We start from the raw sequence: 16905 nt of genomic DNA on the forward strand, positions 1-16905 counted from the left end.
GCAGCCTGATAACCTCAGACACGCACCAGCGCTTCGGCCGCGATCATCCGCGCTTCGGCCGCGAGCCCCACGTCGCGCAGCGCCCGAACGATATAATAAAGATGATAGGGCGGGACCTCCGACCACTCGCCCTGCATCCCCGCCGCCGCGAGAAGCGCCACCATGCCGGGCTCGCGGCGTTCGGCCGCCGCCATGATCGCGCGCGACCATCGCGTCTGTTTGCCCAGATCGACCTCGAGATCGCTCGCCGCCGAAGCTGCTGCGCTCGCGTCGAGCCGCCCGAGGCCCGCGAGCCCCGCGAGCAGGAATTTCGATCGCAAGGCGTCGGCGCTGTCATCGTCGCCCGCAAACTGGCCGACGGCGCCCGCGCTCATGCCCGTAAGCGGCCGCGGCGATCCCACCGCGAGCACCGCCCATGCGCGGCTGCCCACCGAAACGGTCGGAACCCACGCGATCGCATTTTCGTCATATCCGCCCGCGAGCATCGATCCCAGCAGCTGCCAGGGATCGCCGCCCACGTCGGTATTGACCGGCAAGGCCGCGGCGGCGCGCGCGGTTGCGACCATCGCGGCATAGCTTTGCGTCGGCGTGCCGCCCGTGCCCCACAGTTGCTGCATCGCGGCATAGCGGTCGGCGCCGGCCGCGAGGCGAAACGCACCGCGCAGCCGATCGGTCTGGGTCACGAGCGCCTCGGCGGGCTCTTCTTCGCTCGCCGCGGCGCTCAAGAGCGAGACATAGGCTTCGCTCGACAGCACGCCGCGCGCGGCGGCTTCGGGCGCGGCGGCGATGCGGCTGGCCATGTCGGTCATCGGCGCGAGCACCGTCCAGCTTTTGATATTGGACGGCGCCGCGGTGCGCAGCGCCTCGGGCACCGGGATTGCGGTGGCGGTCGCCATGCCGAAGCGCCAGCTCGTCAGCCGGTCGATATTGTCCCACTCGATCGTCGTCGAGCGGCGCCCGGCGCCCGTCGCGCCGAGCACGCGTTCGGTGAGCAGGATGTCGAAGTTCGAGATTTTACCGCTCGACCGCACGCGGCCGATCGCCCAGCCCGCCGGCCCGGCTTCGCCCGACAGCCCCGAACAGATCGCCGACGCCAGGCGCCACGCCTGCTCGTCGCCATGCGCGAGGCCTGCGGGGACATAGGGACACATGCCCGCCGGGTCGGCGTTGGCAAGATAGGTTTGCTGCGCCGCGGCGACGAGGCGCGGGCTCGCGCGGTCATAGTCGACCGACTGGACGATCCGGCGCGCTATGATCGATTCGCCCATGCGCAGCAGCAGCGCCGTGCGAGCGGCGGCAAGGTCGGCGCCGTTGATCGTGTCGGGGGTGTCGATCGCCGACGCGAGCGAGCGACGAAGCAGGATCTGCCCCCAGCGCGATGCGAACTGGCCATTCGTCTTGCCCATGATCGCGGCGGCATATTGGCCGCGCACGCCGAACGCATCGGGTGCAAGCCCGCCCGTTTCGGGCGTCAGCGGCCCGATCCGCGTCAGCAGGCGGCGCGCGCCCGGCGGCAGGTCGTATTTCAGACCGCCCGATTCGACCTCTTCGTCCTCCTCGCCCTCTTCGCCGGTTTCGGCCGGCGCGCTCGCGCTAGCGGTCCCGGACGTCGGCACGACAGGCGGCGGGGCGCTGCCATTAGCGGGCGCCGAACCCGGGGTTGGCGTCGCAGTCGGCGACGGCGTGGGGGTCGGTCGCGGCGCGGGCGTCTCGGCGGGGTTGCCAAAGCCTTCGGGCAGCAGCGATTCCTGCGCGAGTGCGGGCAGGACCAGCGCCGCGGCGAGCGCGGTGCCCGACAGGCCCAGCGTCAGCGAAAGCGTTTTCATCTTCATCGTGGAGCGCTTTCGGCAATCTTGTCTGTCACGTCCACCTCAATCATTCGCGGCTCGATCGGCCGGCCCAGGAACAGCAGGAACAGGAAGAACGCCACCAGCACCAGCGCCAGCACGATCAATCGTGCAATCCAGCGGCTCTTTCCCGATCTGCCCCGCGCGCGCAATATCCAATGCCTGCCGTTCGTCTCATTTGAACCGCAGCAAAACCATTGTTCCGCGCGGCCCCTTCGGTATAGCCGCGCGCACCATGTCGCGAAACCCGAAAAGCCCGGCTGCTGCCATCCCCGCGTCGATCCGCGACCGGTCGATCGTGCTCGTCGGGCTGATGGGGTCGGGCAAATCGACGATCGGCCGCCGCCTCGCGCAACGCCTCGGCATGCGCTTCGCCGACGCCGACGACGAAATCGAACGTGCGGCAGGCATGACGATCTCCGACATTTTCGCGCGTTTCGGCGAGGCGCATTTTCGCGACGGCGAACGCCGCGTGATTTCGCGGTTGCTCGGCGAAAAGCCGATGGTGCTCGCGACGGGAGGCGGCGCCTTCGTCAATGAAGAGACGCGCGCGCTGATCCTGCAGGGCAGCCTTTGCATCTGGCTCGACGCCGATATCGCAACGCTCGTCGAACGCGTCGGCCGCCGCAGCCATCGCCCGCTGCTCAAGAATCGCGACCCCGGCGAGGTGCTCCGCGAACTGGCGGCGGTCCGCAACCCCATCTATGCCGAGGCGCATATTCGCGTCAGTTCGGCAAGCACGCCGCACGACCATACGGTGCGCGCGATCCTCGAGGCTCTGTCAAAGTGGGAAGATCCGAAATGAAAAGCCTGACCGTCGAATTGGGCAGCCGCAGCTATCCGATATTGATCGGCGACGGGCTGATCCAGGGCATCGGCGATCATGTAGCGCCGCTGCTGAAACGCCCGCGCACGATGATCGTCACCGACACCCACGTCGCCGAACAATATCTGATTCCGCTCGGCACCTCGCTCGCGATGGCCGACATCTCCTTTTCCTCCTTCGTGCTCGATCCGGGTGAAGGCACGAAGAGCTGGGCGGGGCTCGCGCGGCTGACCGAATGGCTGATCGGCGAAGGCGTCGAGCGGGGCGACCATGTCATTGCGCTTGGCGGCGGCGTGATCGGCGACCTCGTCGGTTTCGCGTGCAGCATCGTCAAACGCGGCTGCAACTTCATCCAGATCCCGACCACGCTGCTCGCGCAAGTCGACAGCAGCGTCGGCGGCAAGACCGCGATCAACGTCCCCGCGGGCAAGAACCTCATCGGCGCTTTCCATCAGCCCGCCTTGGTCGTGATCGACCCGACGACGCTCGAAACGCTGCCGCGCCGCGAACTCGGCGCCGGCTATGCCGAAGTCGTCAAATATGGCCTGATCGACGACGCCGGTTTCTTCGCCTGGTGCGAAGAGCATGGCGCGGCGCTGCTCGCGGGCGACAGCGCGGCCCGCCACAAAGCGATTGCGCATAGTGTCACGGCCAAGGCGCGCATCGTCGCCGCCGATGAGCGCGAGACGCAGGACATTCGCGCACTGCTCAACCTCGGCCACAGCTTCGGCCACGCGCTCGAAGCCGAAACGGGCTATTCGGACCGGCTGCTCCACGGCGAAGCGGTCGCGGCGGGCATGGTCCTCGCACACCAGTTTTCGGCCGCGAATGGCCTCTGCTCCGCGGCCGACGCCGAGCGGGTGCGCGCGCATCTGGCGAGCGTCGACCTGCCGCACAGCCTCGCCAGCGCGGGCGTCAACACCGATGGCGCGACCCTCGCGGGGCATATGGCGCACGACAAGAAGGTGCGCGGCGGCAAGCTGCCGCTGATCCTGACCCGCGGTATCGGACAGAGTTTCGTCACCGAAGACTATGGGCTCGACGCCGTCGCGGCGTTCCTCGACGGCCGGGCGTCAGCTGATCGCTGACGCCTGCTCGTTTTCTTCGTCTTTCGGATCGTCTTTCTGGGCCTTCGCCGCCAGACGCCGCAAACGGAATTTCTCCAGCACGCTTTCGGCCTCGCGTCCGCCGCCTGGCTTGAAGCGATGGTCCATGCCCGCCGAAATATCGCCCTCGTCGATCTGCGCCTGCAGCCGCGTCTCGTCGAGATGGCGCAAGGTCGCCTCGACATCTTCCATCTCGCGCGGATCGACGTCGAGGTAGCGCAGCGCGGTGAGGCCCATCGCGACCGAGCTTTCAAAGACCTCGCGAATAACCCCATCGACCCCGGCCCCCTCGACCGCGAGCAGCTGGCGGCGGTCAAAGACGCGCATCAGCACCTTCGCATTCGGAAAGGCGTCGACGATCGGCTTCAACGCCGCGGCATCGACCGAGGCATCGTCGATGCAGAAGATGATCAGCCGCGCCTCGTCGGCGCCCGCACGGCGGAGCAGGTCGACGCGCAGCCCGTCGCCGAAATAGACCTTGGTATCGAAGCGGCTCGACAGCTCGATCTGGCTCGGTTTCTTGTCGATCAGCGTCACCGAACAGGCGACGCCGTGCAGCATCTGCGACACGATCTGCCCGAACCGTCCATAGCCGACGACGATCGCCGACCCGCGCGGCGCGCCCGCCGGATCATCGAGGTCGGCGGGCTCAGCGGCAGGCGAAAATTCGAGGTTGCGCGCGAACAGCATCAGGAACGGCGTCGTCACCATCGACAGCGTCACCACCGCGCTGAACAGGCTCGCCGCTGCGGGATCGATCAGCAGCGCGTCGGCCGCCTGCGCGAACAGCAGGAAGCCGAACTCGCCGCCCTGGCTGAGGAGCAGGCCGAGCCCCAGCGCCACCGGCCACGGCTTGCCGAACAACTTCACGATTAGCGTGAGGACGATGACCTTCACCGCCACGAGGCCGAGCGCGAGCGAGAGGACAAGCAACGGCCGCTCGATCACCGCCCCGACGTCGAGCACCATGCCGACCGCAAGGAAGAAGAGGCCAAGCAGGATCAGGCGGAACGGTTCGACATCCGATTCGATCTCGTGCCGATAGGGCGAGTCGGCGAGCATCACCCCGGCGATAAAAGCGCCGAGCGCAGTCGACAGGTGCAGGCTGTGCATCAACGCCGCGCTCGCAAGGATAGTGAGCAGCCCGACGACGACGAACAATTCGCGCTCGCCATACCGCCCGATGATGCGGAGCAGCGGATTGACGACGAAGCGGCCGGCGAGCACGAGCACGACGATCGCCCACAAGGTGAAGAAGGCCATCTGCCACCCCGGCGGCGCCGACGGATCGGCGGGTGCGCGCGACAGCACCGCGACGATCGTGATCATCGGCACGAGCGCCAGATCCTGGAACAGCAGGATCGAGAAGGCTTTCTCGCCAAAGGGCGAGTTGATCCGCCCCGAGCTTTTGAGTCCCGGAAGCACCTGCGCGGTCGACGACAGCGCGAGCGGCAGGCCGAGCGCGAGCGAGGCCGCGGGGCTGAACCCCAAGGTCAGATGGATGAGCCCGGTGAGCACGAGCCCCGTCACGACGACCTGTGCCAGGCCGAGGCCGAAGATCGCGCGGCGCATGTCCCAAAGCCGGCGCGGCGACAGTTCGAGCCCCACGAGGAAGAGCAGGAAGGCGATGCCAAGCTCGGCAAAGGCGAGCTTCGATTCGCCGCCGCCGACAAGTCCCAGGCCGTGCGGCCCGACGATCGCCCCCGCGATCAGATAGCCGAGCACCGCGCCGAGGCCGAGCCGGCGAAAGATCAGCACGAACAAGGTCGCGACGCCGAGGAGGATCGCGCCTTCGACCAGTGCAGTATCGGTCGCGGTTTCGGCCACCTTTCCGGCCGCTTCCGAGGCGGCCGCGGTGAGCGCGAGCAACGTCATGCCGCCGCCGCCCGCTCCTCAAGCGCCGCAATCGCAGCGTCGAACGGCAGCAAGATCGCGCCGTGGCGCGCCGGATAGCCCTGTGCCGGTGCGAGCAGGTCGAACCCCGGCCAGTCGGGCTGGGCGTCCGCGCCCGCGAACCAGCTGGCGATCCCGTCGCGCGCGGCGCGCAGTTCGACGAGGCCGAGTCCCGGCGCGTGGCGCGCGAGCAATGCCGCCGATGCCTGACCCAGCGCGCACGCCTCGACATGCATGCCGACGCGCGTCACCCGGCCCGCATCGTCGGTATCGAGATCGAGGATGATCGCGCTGCCGCACAGCGGGGCACGCTTGCTCACCCGGTGCCGCGCATCCGCGATCGGCAGATATTCCGCGGTCGCAACCGCGAGCGCCAATATGTCGCGATTATAGAGCGGCGCGCTCATGGCTTGTCGGCCCCGGCTGCTTCGGCTTCGCGCGCCTCGGCGCGGCGCTCGGCGATCACCTTGCTCATTGCAGTGCTCGTTGCATTGAGCGCCGGATAGGAGCGGCTGTCGGTCATCCACGCGGGGCGCTGCATGACGCCATAACCGATATCATAGAGCAAAGTGAGGAGCATGAAGCCGATCGAGGCGATCAACAGGCCCTTCACCGCACCGAAACCCGCGCCCAATCCGCGGTCGAACCCGCCGACCAGCGACGCGCGGCTGCGCTGTCCCATCGCGCGCGATCCCCATTTGGCGAGCGCGAACACCCCGCCGAAGAGGAGCACGAAGGCGAGCGCCGCGGCGCCGCCCTCGGTCCCGACCCAGCCCGCGAGCAGGTCGGTCACCAGCAGGTGAAAAAAGCGCACCGCCGCGATCGCGAGGATCCACGCGAGCAGCGTCGTCACCTCCTGCACGAGGCCGCGCGAAAAACCGAGCACCGCGCCGCCGCCAACCAGCACCAGCACGACGATATCCAGAGCCGTCAGACTTCCCATAGGCCGGTCGCTAGTCGCGCCCGAGCATCAGGTCAACGAGTTCGCCGAGGCGTTCGAAACCGGTGACCGAAATCCCGCCGACCGCCTTCATGCCCTTGGGACCCCAGCCGCGCGAAAAACCGAGCTTCGCCGCTTCGCGCAGCCTGAGGCCGTCGTGCGAAACCTGCCGCACGTCGCCCGACAGCGACAGCTCGCCGAATACGATTGCGTCGGCGGGCACCGGCCGCTCGCTGAATGCCGAGATCAGCGCCGCCGCGACCGCCAGATCGGCGGCGGGATCGGTGAGCCGATAGCCGCCCGCGATGTTGAGATAGACTTCGGCGGCGCCCATTTGCAGCCCGCAGCGCGCCTCCAGCACCGCGAGCACCATCGCGAGCCGCCCGCTATCCCAGCCGACAACCGCGCGGCGCGGCGTCGCGCCGCTCGCGAGCCGCACGGTCAGCGCCTGCACCTCGACGAGCACCGGGCGGGTGCCCTCGAGCGCCGGAAACACCACCGATCCCGGCACATCGCGGCTGCGGTCGGTCAGGAACAGGCTCGACGGGTTGCTGACTTCGCCCAGCCCTTCCTCGCCCATCGCGAACACCCCGATCTCGTCGGTGCCGCCAAAGCGGTTTTTCACCGCGCGCAGGATGCGATATTGATGGCTGCGCTCGCCCTCGAACGCCAGCACCGTGTCGACCATATGCTCGAGCACGCGCGGCCCCGCGATCGTCCCGTCCTTGGTGACATGGCCGACGAGCACGATCGCGGCATCGCTGTCCTTGGCGTAGCGGATCAGTTCCTGCGCGCTCGCACGCACCTGGCTCACCGTTCCCGGCGCGCTGTCGATCAGGTCGCTGTGCATCGTCTGGATCGAATCGATCACGACGAAATCTGCGGTCTGCTTGTCGAGCGTCGCAAGGATGTCGCGCACCGATGTCGCGCTGGCGAGCGCCACCGGCGCATCGCCGAGTCCGAGCCGCTGCGCGCGCAGCCGCACCTGCGCCGCGGCTTCCTCGCCGCTGATATAGACGACCGACTTGCCCGCCTTCGCGAGCCGCCCCGCCGCCTGCAGCAGCAGCGTCGACTTGCCGATCCCCGGATCGCCGCCGATCAGCGTCGCCGACCCCGCGACGAAACCGCCGCCGAGCGCGCGGTCGAATTCGGCAATCCCGCACAGCATGCGCTCGGGCATCTTGCTCTCGGCATCGAGCGTTTCGAGCGCGAGCGTCCGCCCGCCGCGGCTGAGGTCGTGCTTGGCCGAAAACACCGTTTCGCCAGCCTCCTCGATCAGCGTGTTCCACTCGCCGCAATCGGCGCATTGCCCCTGCCAGCGATAGGTTGCGGAGCCGCAATTCTGGCAGACATATTGACGTTTCGCTTTGGCCATGCGGCTCGCATAATCGGAACAAAGATGGAACGCCAGCCCTTTCCCAAACTCGTAGCGACGGTTCATTTTGTGCGCGCGTTGCTCTAGGGGAGCAGCAACACCCGAATCACCTTCCCACAGGAAAGCACCGCGCCATGAAATTCTTCGCCGACACCGCCGAAATCGCCGATATCCAGGAGCTCGCCGCAACCGGCCTGCTCGACGGCGTCACCACCAACCCCTCGCTGATCGCCAAGTCGGGCCGCGACTTCAAGGAAGTCACGAAGGAAATCTGCGCGCTGACCACCGGCCCCGTGTCGGCCGAAGTCGTCGCGCTCGACCATGCAACGATGATGAAAGAGGCCGAGATTCTTCGCAAGATCGCGCCGAACGTCTGCATCAAGGTGCCGCTGACGATCGACGGCCTCAAGACGTGCAAGGCGCTGACCGGCGATGGCACGATGGTCAATGTCACGCTCTGCTTCTCGGCGGCGCAGGCGCTGCTCGCCGCCAAGGCCGGCGCGACCTTCGTCTCGCCCTTTGTCGGCCGTCACGATGACAATGGCTTCGACGGGATGCAGCTCATCTCCGACATCCGGCTGATCTACGACAATTACGGCTATGAAACCGAGATCCTCGTCGCGAGCGTGCGCCACGGCATCCATGTGCTCGAAGCCGCCAAGATCGGCGCCGACGTGATGACCGCGCCGCCGTCGGTGATCAAGGGGCTGTTCAAGCATATCCTGACCGAAAAGGGCATCGAAGGCTTCCTCGCCGACTGGGCGAAGACCGGGCAGTCGATCTGAGACACGCCTCACTCTCTTAGCAGTTGACGTAAACGTTAAGTCATCGCGATACTCCCCCGAAAGGGAGAGATTCGCGATGACCGACACCACCATCCTCACCGAACGCCGCGGCCACATATTGATCGTCACGATCAACCGGCCCGAGGCGCGCAACGCGGTCAACGCCGCGGTCCATATCGGCATCGGCACCGCGCTTGAAACCGCCGAAGCCGATCCCGAAATCCGCGCCGTCGTCATCACCGGCGCGGGCGACAAGAGCTTCTGCGCGGGCGCCGACCTGGTCGCACTCTCGCGCGGCGAAAGCCTCTATCCCGACGATCCGGCGCAGCAGGCGTGGGGCTTTGCCGGCATGGTGTCGCACCCGATCTCGAAACCGATCATCGCCGCGGTCAATGGCTTCGCGTTCGGCGGCGGCTGCGAGATCGCGCTGATGAGCGACATCATTATCGCCGCCGACCATGCGCAATTCGGCCTGCCCGAGGTCAAGGTCGGGCTGTTCGCCGCCGCCGGTGGGGCCTTCCGGCTTGCGCAGCAGCTGCCGCGCAAGCTCGCGATGGAATATATGCTGACCGGCGATCCGATCCCCGCCGCACGCGCCACCGAGTTGGGCCTCGTCAACCATGTCGTCCCGCTCGTCGACTTGCTCCCCACCGCGATCGCGCTCGCCGAAAAGATCGCCGCCAACGCGCCGCTGTCGGTGCAGGCGTCAAAGCGCGTCGCGCTCGGCATCGACGAGGGCCGCATCGCCGCCGACGCGCCGTTCTGGGAGCATAACACGCGCGAGCGCGGCGTGCTGATGCGCAGCGAAGACGCGCGCGAGGGGCCGCTGGCCTTTGCGCAGAAGCGCAAGCCCGAGTGGAAGGCGCGCTGATCGTGACGATGACCGATCCCGAGCGCATTCCCGTCATCATCGGCGTGGGGCAGGTCAATGACCGGCCCGCGGACCCCGACGAGGGGCTCGACTCGCTCGGGCTGATGGTCGCGGCGCTAAGGCAAGCCGATGCCGATGCCGGCGGCGGCTTGCTGACCGACTTGGACAGCCTTGCGATCGTCGACCAGATCAGCTTCCACAGCCTCGGCAAGCTTCCCGAACCGCTCGCCGCCGCGATCGGCGCAACGCCCGCGATCAACTATCAGTCGGCGGCTCCGCACGGCGACACGCCCGTTCGCCTGCTCAACGAGGCCGCGAACCGCATCGGCGCAGGCGAAGTGAAACTCGCGGCGATCGTCGGCGCCGAAGCGCTCCGCACCGCCGCAGGCCGCGCCGCGAAGGCCGCGAGCGGCGAGGACAAAAGCTATAATGCGATCCGCAAGGTCGCGACACGCCGCGAGCCGAACTACGCCCAGCTTCACGGGCTGGCGGCGCCGGTAGACGTCTATCCCCTCTACGAGAATGCGACACGCGCGGCGTGGGGCCAAAGCCTCGCCGAAGCCCAATTCGAAAGCGCCGAAATCTGGTCGCGCTTTTCCGAGGTCGCGGCCGGAAACGACGGCGCGTGGATTCGCAAACCCGCCAGCCCCGAAGACATCCTCAAGGTCGACGAGCGCAACCGCCCGATCGCCTTCCCCTATTCGAAGCTGATGGTCGCCAATTCATCGGTAAACCAGGGCGCGGGCTTCATCGTAGCGAGCCTCGCCGAAGCATGGCGCCGCGGCATCCCCGAAGACCGCCTGATCCATATCGGCATGGGCGCCGCGGCGAAGGAGCCCGCAAGCATCCTTCACCGCGACCGCTATGACGGCAGCGTCAGTATGGAGACCTCGATCAACCGCACGCTCGAACTGAACGCGATGACCGCCGCGGACTTCGATTTCGTCGAGCTTTACAGCTGCTTCCCGTGCGTCCCCAAGATGGCGCGGCGTATCCTCGGCTGGCCGTGGGACCGGCCCGCGACGGTGTTCGGCGGCCTCACCTTCGGCGGCGGGCCGATCGCGAATTATATGAGCCACGCGATCGTTTCGATGGTCGAGAAACTGCGCGAGGAAGGCCGCTATGGCTTCCTCTTCGCCAATGGCGGCTTCGCAACCGACAATCATTGCATCGTGCTGGGGAACCGGCCGATTGCGGCGGCGAGTTTTCCGCAGGACTTCGACTATCAGGCCGAGGCCGAGGCGAAGCGCGGGCCGGTGCCCGAGCTGGTGGAAGATTATGCCGGGCCGGCGACGATCGAGAGCTATACGGTGTTTTACGGCCGCGATGGCGCGCCGAAAGCGGGTGTTGTGGTGGCGCGGACGCCCGACGGAAAGCGCACGCTGGCGCATGTCGATGTGAGCGATACGACGATGCTGGCGTTCCTCACCGACGGCACGCAGGAGCCGGTCGGGACGGCGGGGCAGGTCTTCGCGCTCGAAGAAGGCTTCGGCTGGCGGGCCTAAGCCTCTCCCTTCCCATTTATGGGAGGGGTCGGGGGAGGGCCTGTTCCGGGACCGAAATGCAGGAGCGCGACATGCCCTCCCCTAGCCCCTCCCGCAAGCGGGAGGGGAACTAGATTTCGAATGAAACCCCCTGGGCCAGTGGCAGCGTGTCCGAATAATTCAGCGTATTCGTCGCCCGCCGCATATAGGCCTTCCAGCTGTCGGAGCCGCTTTCACGCCCGCCGCCGGTTTCCTTCTCGCCGCCGAACGCGCCGCCGATCTCGGCGCCCGAGGTGCCGAGATTGACGTTGGTGATACCGCAGTCGCTCGCGACCAGGAACCGCTCGGCCTCGCGCATGTCGGTCGTGAAGATCGCCGACGACAGCCCCGCCGCGACATCGTTGTGCAGCTCGATCACCCCGTCCAGATCATAATAGCGCATGACATAAAGGATCGGCGCGAAGGTCTCTTCGAGCACGGGTCCGACCTGCCCCGGCATCTCGACGAGCGCCGGCTTCACGTAAAAGCTCGCACCTTCGCCGATCCGCTCGCCGCCATGGACGCCCCCGCCCGCGGCGCGCGCCGCGTCCAGCGCGTCCTGCATCATCTCATAGGCCGCGCGGTCGATCAGCGGCCCGACGAGCACCTCGCTTGTCAACGGATTGCCCACGCCGACACTGTTGTAGGCGGCCTTCAGCTTGGTGACGAAGCCATCGTAAATGCTGTCGTGCAGGAACAATCGCCGCGTCGTCGTGCAGCGCTGTCCCGCGGTCCCCATCGCCCCGAACGCAACGCCGCGCAGCGCGAGGTCGAGGTCGGCCGACGGCGTGACGATCACGCCATTGTTGCCGCCAAGTTCGAGGATCGCGCGCGCGAACCGCTGCGCCAGCCGCGGCGCGACCGCGCGGCCCATCCGCGTCGAACCCGTCGCCGATACCAGCGCCACGCGCGTGTCGTCGACCAGCGCCTCACCCACCTCGCGCCCGCCGATCAAGAGCTGCGCCAGTCCCTCGGGCGCATCGCCGAAGCGCGCCAGCGCGCGCTCGAAAATCGCTTGCGTCGCCAGCGCGGTCAGCGGCGTCTTTTCGGAAGGCTTCCACACGACGCTGTTGCCGCACACCAGCGCGATCGCGGCGTTCCATGCCCACACCGCGACCGGGAAATTGAACGCCGAGATCACCCCGACGACACCCAGCGGATGCCAGACCTCCATCATCCGGTGCCCCGGCCGTTCGGTTGCAATGGTCAACCCGTAAAGCTGGCGCGACAGCCCGACCGCGAAGTCGCAGATGTCGATCATTTCCTGTACCTCGCCCGCGCCCTCGGACGGAATCTTTCCCGCCTCGATCGTCACCAGCTTCGCCAGATCGTCTTTTGCCGCGCGCAATTCCTCGCCCCACAATCGAACGAGTTCGCCGCGGCGCGGGGCGGGAACATTGCGCCATGCGCGAAAGGCTGCCCTCGCTTTGTCGAGTGTCTCATCAATTGCCGCTGCATCGGCGACCCGCACCATTCCCAGCTCTTCGCCCGTCAGCGGCGTGACCGACGGCATCGAGCCTTCGGTCCACAATGCGCGGTCGACCCCCAGCCTGCCGAGGAGCCCATCAATATCCTGGCCCAATTGAACCATCATCTGTCCCTTCATTGGGCCGACACGCCCTTGCAGTTTGTGGCTCGCGGGTTATCGCAGCGGGCGAACAATGCAAACCCGAATGGGAGAGTCGTCCTTGTCCGAATTGTCGCCGTCCGAGCCCTTTGTTCCCGTTCCGGCCGATGCCGCGGCGAACACGCACTGCAGCGCCGCCGATTACGACCGGCTCTACGCGCAGAGCATCGACGACCCCGATGCTTTCTGGGCCGAACAGGCGAAGCGGATCGACTGGATCACGCCGCCGACCACGATCGGCAACTGGTCGTACGATCCCGTTGAAATCAAATGGTATGAGGATGGCGTTCTCAACCTTTGCCACAACGCCGTCGACCGCCATGTTGCGGCGGGGCATGGCGAGCGCACCGCGATCATCTTCGAACCCGACGCTCCCGACGGCGAGACGCGGACGATCAGCTATGCCGCGCTGCTCGCCGACGTCATCCGCTTCGCGAACACGCTGAAGAAGATGGGCGTCCAAAAGGGTGACCGCGTTACCATCTATATGCCGATGATCCCCGAAGGCGCGGTGGCGATGCTCGCCTGTGCGCGTATCGGCGCGGTCCACAGCGTCGTCTTCGGCGGCTTTTCGCCCGAGGCGATCCATGGCCGGATCGAGGATTGCGCGAGCGACTGGGTGATCTGCGCCGACGAAGGGCTTCGCGGCGGCAAAACCGTTCCCTTGAAGGCCAATGTCGACAAGGCGCTCGAACGCGTCGACGTGAAGGCGGTGCTCGTCATCGCGCACACCGGCGGCGATATCGCGATGAAGGAAGGCCGCGACCATTGGTACGACGCGCTGTCGGCCGATGTCGGCGCCGACTGCCCGTGCGAACCGATGAACGCCGAGGACCCGCTCTTCATCCTCTACACCTCGGGCTCGACGGGCAAGCCCAAGGGTGTGCTCCACACTGTCGGCGGGTACAGCGTCTGGACCGCGAGCACCTTCTATTACGGCTTCGATTATCGCCCCGGCGAAATCTTCTGGTGCAGCGCCGACATCGGCTGGGTCACCGGCCACAGCTACGTCGTCTATGGTCCGCTCCAGAATGGTGCGACGACTTTGATGTTCGAGGGCGTGCCGAACTATCCCGGCCACGACCGCTTCTGGCAGGTGGTCGACAAGCATAAGGTCAACATCCTCTACACCGCGCCGACCGCGATCCGCGCGCTGATGCGCGAGGGCGACGAGTATGTGACGCGCCACGACCTGTCGTCGCTCCGCCTGCTCGGCAGCGTCGGCGAGCCGATCAATCCCGAGGCGTGGCGCTGGTATCACCAAATCGTCGGCAAAGGCCGCGTTCCCGTCGTCGACACCTGGTGGCAGACCGAGACTGGCGGCATCATGATCACCACCCTGCCCGGCGCGCATCCGATGCAGCCGGGCAGCGCCGGCCGCCCCTTCTTCGGCATCCGCCCGCAACTCGTCGACGCCGAGGGCGGCGTGCTCGTCGATGAGCAGACCGGCGGCGCGGCCGAGGGCAATCTGTGCATCACGCACAGCTGGCCGGGTCAGGCGCGCACGATCTATGGCGATCATCAGCGCTTCGCCGAAACCTATTTTTCGACCTATAAGGGCAAATATTTCACCGGCGACGGCTGCCGCCGCGACGCCGACGGCTATTGGCGGATCACCGGCCGCGTCGACGATGTCATCAACGTCTCGGGCCACCGCATGGGCACCGCCGAGGTCGAAAGCGCGCTCGTCCTCCACGACCTCGTCGCCGAGGCCGCGGTCGTCGGCTTCCCGCACGACATCAAGGGCCAGGGCATCTACGCCTATGTGACGCTCAACGCCGGGGTCGAGCCGACCGACGAGGTCGCCGCGGCGCTGAAGCAGCAGGTGCGCAAGGAAATCGGCCCGATCGCGACCCCCGACCATATCCATCTGACGCCCGGGCTTCCCAAGACGCGCTCGGGCAAGATCATGCGCCGCATCCTGCGCAAGATCGCCGAGAATGACTTCGGGTCGCTGGGGGACACGTCGACGCTCGCCGATCCGAGCCTCGTCGACGGGCTGATCGAAGGACGGAAGAACAAATAGCCTCAATCGGGATCCCGGACTTGATCCGGGATCCATTGCGACGGCGCGTCCTTGGACCCCGGATCAAGTCCGGGGTGACGAGAAAGTCGGACTATTTCGCCAGCGCCTCGCACAGGCGATCGGTCGCGAGCGCGATGCGCGATTCCGCCGTTTTGCGATTGGCCGCACTATTCTCGACCCCGCGCGTTTCGGTGTTGAACGCCAGCAGGCTGCCGACGCGCTGGTCGGGACAGAGGCTCAGATAGGCGCGAAAGCCGTTCTGGTCGCCATTATGTCCGACGAACCGCACCCCCGCACCGCGGTCGATAAAGAAGGACAGCCCGCTCTGCGTCGTCTTCGTCATACGCCCCTGCGTGAAATCCTCGCCCGCCGCGATTTGCGGCGCCCACATTTCCTCGAGCGAAGACCGTTTCAGCACCAGATCATAGTCGACTTGGCGCGCCGGATCGCCGAGCAGGAACGCCGCATATTTCGCCATGTCGGGCATCGGCGCATTGAGCCCGCCATTCGACACCGTCACCCCGGTATCGACATCGAACGGCGCGGCGACGCGCCGGCCGTCGCGAATATAGTAACTGTGCGACCGGTGCGGCAGCAGATGCGGCGGGGTGCGATCGAAATAACTGGCATGCATGCCCAGCGGCTTCAGGATATATTTGTCGACATAGACTTCATAATCCTCGCCCGACAGCCGCTCGATGACCTGACCCAGATAGACGATGCCCGGATTGGAGTAGCCGAAGCGCGTGCCGGGTTTGAACTCGACCTGCGTATACGGCAGCATCGCCACGAGCTGCGCCCAGCCCTTCGGCTCGAACGGCTGCCAGTCATGATCGCGCCACGGCCAGGTGCCGCTGCGAAAGCCCGCGCTGTGGCTCATCAGCTGGCGCAGCGTGATCGCGCCCGTGTCGCCATAGGGATTGTGGACGGCCGCCAGTTCGGGCACATAGCGGGTGATCGGATCGTCGAGCGACAGCAGCCCACGATCGCGCAATTGCATGATCGCGATCCCGGTCATCGTCTTGGTGATCGATGCCCAATGATAGATGGTGTCGGCATCGACGGGGACATGCGCGTCGGCATCCTGCTCGCCCAGATGGTCGGCAACGACGGTCCGGCCGTCACGTACAACGTAGAAACTGCTTCCCGCGATCTTCGCCCGGCCGGCTTCGCTGCGGTGCAGCTCGCTAAAATCGCCAAGCGCCGCGTCGAAGCGCGACTCTTCGGCCGCCGCCGGATTGGCTATCAGAACAAGTGCGGCAGCAATCCAGCGCGACATGGCGATCCCTCCTGTTCAACCACGAAAGGGGACGGTGGCCGAAGGCGGTCAGAAATGGAAGTCGGGAAGCTCCGCGAGCGCGATGCCCAATGCCTCGGCCCAGCCGTCGGCGACGCTTTCGAAATAGGGGTCGTTGCGCTCGAACCGCCGTTCGCGCACCGTGGCAAAATCGTCGCGCTCATGGACGCGAAGGTCAATCGGCAGGTCGACGCCGGCATTGGCGCGGATCGTCGAATCGAACGAGACGCAAAGCAGCTTCACCGAATCCTCGAACGACATCGCCGGGTCGTACGAGCGCACGATGATCGGCCGCCCATATTTGGTCTCGCCGATCTGGAAGAACGGATTATCCTCGCCCGCCTCGATGAAATTGCCTTCGGGATAGATGAGGAAAAGCCGCGGTTCGGACCCCTTGATCTGCCCGCCGACGATCAGCGAGGCGCGGAAGAGCGATTCCGCCGCGGGCCCTTCGTCGCTGTGGCGCATCACGATGTTGCGCAGCGTCTCGCCGACGATCGTCGCGACCGCGAACATCGACGGCGCGGCGAGGATCGAAGGTTGGCGTTCCTCGGGCGCCTTGGTGCGCTCGTCGAGCAGGCTCACCACGGCCTGCGTCGTCGCGAGGTTGCCCGCCGACATCAATGTGATCACGCGCTCGCCGGGCACGTGCCAGCTGCGCATCTTGCGGACCTGCGAAATGTCGTCGACACCCGCGTTGGTGCGGGTGTCCGACATGAACACCAGTCCCTTGTTCAAACGCATGCCAACGCAATAAGTCATCGAATCCCGTTTTCCCCGCCCGGAAAG

The 16905-nt window shown here is 66.6% G+C and carries 15 protein-coding genes; 6 read left to right on the forward strand and 9 right to left on the reverse strand.

The annotated features are described in order from the left end of the window. Positions 1–14: 14 nt before the first annotated feature. Complete coding sequence (locus ATE70_RS07685; RefSeq protein ID WP_058537337.1) at positions 15–1832, reverse strand: hypothetical protein; 1818 nt, start codon at positions 1830–1832, stop codon at positions 15–17. Next, on the reverse strand, positions 1829–1954 hold the full coding sequence (locus tag ATE70_RS25635) for a hypothetical protein (protein WP_269433259.1): 126 nt from the start codon (positions 1952–1954) through the stop codon (positions 1829–1831). Before ATE70_RS25635 ends, ATE70_RS07685 begins: the two co-directional genes overlap by 4 nt. Before the next feature lie 128 nt (positions 1955–2082). On the opposite strand from ATE70_RS25635, the gene ATE70_RS07690 reads away from it, so the two are divergent. After that, positions 2083–2652, forward strand: a complete 570-nt coding sequence (locus ATE70_RS07690; protein WP_058537437.1) for a shikimate kinase — start codon at positions 2083–2085, stop codon at positions 2650–2652. Then, the gene (aroB, locus tag ATE70_RS07695; RefSeq protein ID WP_058537338.1) at positions 2649–3761 is read left to right on the forward strand and encodes a 3-dehydroquinate synthase; all 1113 of its coding nucleotides are present in this window, start codon (positions 2649–2651) and stop codon (positions 3759–3761) included. The genes ATE70_RS07690 and aroB overlap by 4 nt, the downstream gene beginning before the upstream one ends. Here aroB and ATE70_RS07700 read toward each other — a convergent pair. From ATE70_RS07700 to radA, 4 genes are read right to left on the reverse strand one after another with little or no spacing between them, the layout of a single operon-like run. Beyond that, complete coding sequence (locus ATE70_RS07700; RefSeq protein WP_058537339.1) at positions 3747–5654, reverse strand: cation:proton antiporter domain-containing protein; 1908 nt, start codon at positions 5652–5654, stop codon at positions 3747–3749. The genes aroB and ATE70_RS07700 overlap by 15 nt on opposite strands. After that, on the reverse strand, positions 5651–6079 hold the full coding sequence (locus ATE70_RS07705; protein WP_058537340.1) for an iron-sulfur cluster assembly scaffold protein: 429 nt from the start codon (positions 6077–6079) through the stop codon (positions 5651–5653). The genes ATE70_RS07700 and ATE70_RS07705 overlap by 4 nt, the downstream gene beginning before the upstream one ends. Then, positions 6076–6615: a CvpA family protein gene (locus tag ATE70_RS07710; RefSeq protein ID WP_082639676.1), complete on the reverse strand. Its 540-nt coding sequence runs from the start codon at positions 6613–6615 to the stop codon at positions 6076–6078. Before ATE70_RS07710 ends, ATE70_RS07705 begins: the two co-directional genes overlap by 4 nt. 10 nt (positions 6616–6625) lie before the next feature. Then, entirely contained in the window at positions 6626–7987 is a 1362-nt protein-coding gene (gene radA, locus ATE70_RS07715) for a DNA repair protein RadA (RefSeq protein WP_058537439.1), read from the reverse strand. 134 nt (positions 7988–8121) lie between these two features. Here radA and fsa point away from each other — a divergent pair, with 134 nt between their 5' ends. The 3 genes from fsa (at position 8122) to ATE70_RS07730 (ending at position 11148) form a co-directional block, all read left to right on the forward strand. Continuing rightward, positions 8122–8772: a fructose-6-phosphate aldolase gene (gene fsa, locus ATE70_RS07720; protein WP_037518386.1), complete on the forward strand. Its 651-nt coding sequence runs from the start codon at positions 8122–8124 to the stop codon at positions 8770–8772. Between the two features lie 76 nt (positions 8773–8848). Further along, positions 8849–9643, forward strand: a complete 795-nt coding sequence (locus tag ATE70_RS07725; RefSeq protein WP_058537341.1) for an enoyl-CoA hydratase-related protein — start codon at positions 8849–8851, stop codon at positions 9641–9643. 8 nt (positions 9644–9651) lie between these two features. Next, complete coding sequence (locus ATE70_RS07730) at positions 9652–11148, forward strand: acetyl-CoA acetyltransferase (protein ID WP_058537440.1); 1497 nt, start codon at positions 9652–9654, stop codon at positions 11146–11148. 109 nt (positions 11149–11257) lie between these two features. Here ATE70_RS07730 and amaB read toward each other — a convergent pair whose 3' ends face one another. Beyond that, positions 11258–12760, reverse strand: a complete 1503-nt coding sequence (gene amaB / locus ATE70_RS07735; RefSeq protein WP_197411406.1) for an L-piperidine-6-carboxylate dehydrogenase — start codon at positions 12758–12760, stop codon at positions 11258–11260. 79 nt (positions 12761–12839) lie between these two features. On the opposite strand from amaB, the gene acs reads away from it, so the two are divergent. Next, complete coding sequence (acs, locus tag ATE70_RS07740; RefSeq protein WP_231740061.1) at positions 12840–14819, forward strand: acetate--CoA ligase; 1980 nt, start codon at positions 12840–12842, stop codon at positions 14817–14819. A gap of 91 nt (positions 14820–14910) precedes the next feature. On the opposite strand, the gene ATE70_RS07745 is transcribed toward acs, so the two are convergent. After that, the gene (locus tag ATE70_RS07745; protein WP_058537344.1) at positions 14911–16098 is read right to left on the reverse strand and encodes a serine hydrolase domain-containing protein; all 1188 of its coding nucleotides are present in this window, start codon (positions 16096–16098) and stop codon (positions 14911–14913) included. Between the two features lie 48 nt (positions 16099–16146). Then, positions 16147–16878, reverse strand: coding sequence for a peptidase (locus tag ATE70_RS07750; protein ID WP_037518395.1), 732 nt, complete (start codon positions 16876–16878; stop codon positions 16147–16149). Positions 16879–16905 lie beyond the last annotated feature (27 nt).

The sequence above is a fragment of the Sphingopyxis sp. H053 genome (genome assembly GCF_001468225.1).
Taxonomy (GTDB): domain Bacteria; phylum Pseudomonadota; class Alphaproteobacteria; order Sphingomonadales; family Sphingomonadaceae; genus Sphingopyxis.

Bases quoted from the DNA above. Each gene is read 5' to 3' on its own strand.
- amaB (WP_197411406.1), bottom strand. From the start codon at position 12,760: ATGATGGTTCAATTGGGCCAGGATATTGATGGGCTCCTCGGCAGGCTG.
- acs (WP_231740061.1), top strand. From the start codon at position 12,840: ATGGGAGAGTCGTCCTTGTCCGAATTGTCGCCGTCCGAGCCCTTTGTT.
- ATE70_RS07705 (WP_058537340.1), bottom strand. From the start codon at position 6,079: ATGAGCGCGCCGCTCTATAATCGCGACATATTGGCGCTCGCGGTTGCG.
- fsa (WP_037518386.1), top strand. From the start codon at position 8,122: ATGAAATTCTTCGCCGACACCGCCGAAATCGCCGATATCCAGGAGCTC.
- ATE70_RS07730 (WP_058537440.1), top strand. From the start codon at position 9,652: ATGACCGATCCCGAGCGCATTCCCGTCATCATCGGCGTGGGGCAGGTC.
- ATE70_RS07725 (WP_058537341.1), top strand. From the start codon at position 8,849: ATGACCGACACCACCATCCTCACCGAACGCCGCGGCCACATATTGATC.
- ATE70_RS07685 (WP_058537337.1), bottom strand. From the start codon at position 1,832: ATGAAGATGAAAACGCTTTCGCTGACGCTGGGCCTGTCGGGCACCGCG.
- ATE70_RS07745 (WP_058537344.1), bottom strand. From the start codon at position 16,098: ATGTCGCGCTGGATTGCTGCCGCACTTGTTCTGATAGCCAATCCGGCG.
- ATE70_RS07750 (WP_037518395.1), bottom strand. From the start codon at position 16,878: ATGACTTATTGCGTTGGCATGCGTTTGAACAAGGGACTGGTGTTCATG.
- radA (WP_058537439.1), bottom strand. From the start codon at position 7,987: ATGGCCAAAGCGAAACGTCAATATGTCTGCCAGAATTGCGGCTCCGCA.
- ATE70_RS07690 (WP_058537437.1), top strand. From the start codon at position 2,083: ATGTCGCGAAACCCGAAAAGCCCGGCTGCTGCCATCCCCGCGTCGATC.
- ATE70_RS07700 (WP_058537339.1), bottom strand. From the start codon at position 5,654: ATGACGTTGCTCGCGCTCACCGCGGCCGCCTCGGAAGCGGCCGGAAAG.
- ATE70_RS07710 (WP_082639676.1), bottom strand. From the start codon at position 6,615: ATGGGAAGTCTGACGGCTCTGGATATCGTCGTGCTGGTGCTGGTTGGC.
- aroB (WP_058537338.1), top strand. From the start codon at position 2,649: ATGAAAAGCCTGACCGTCGAATTGGGCAGCCGCAGCTATCCGATATTG.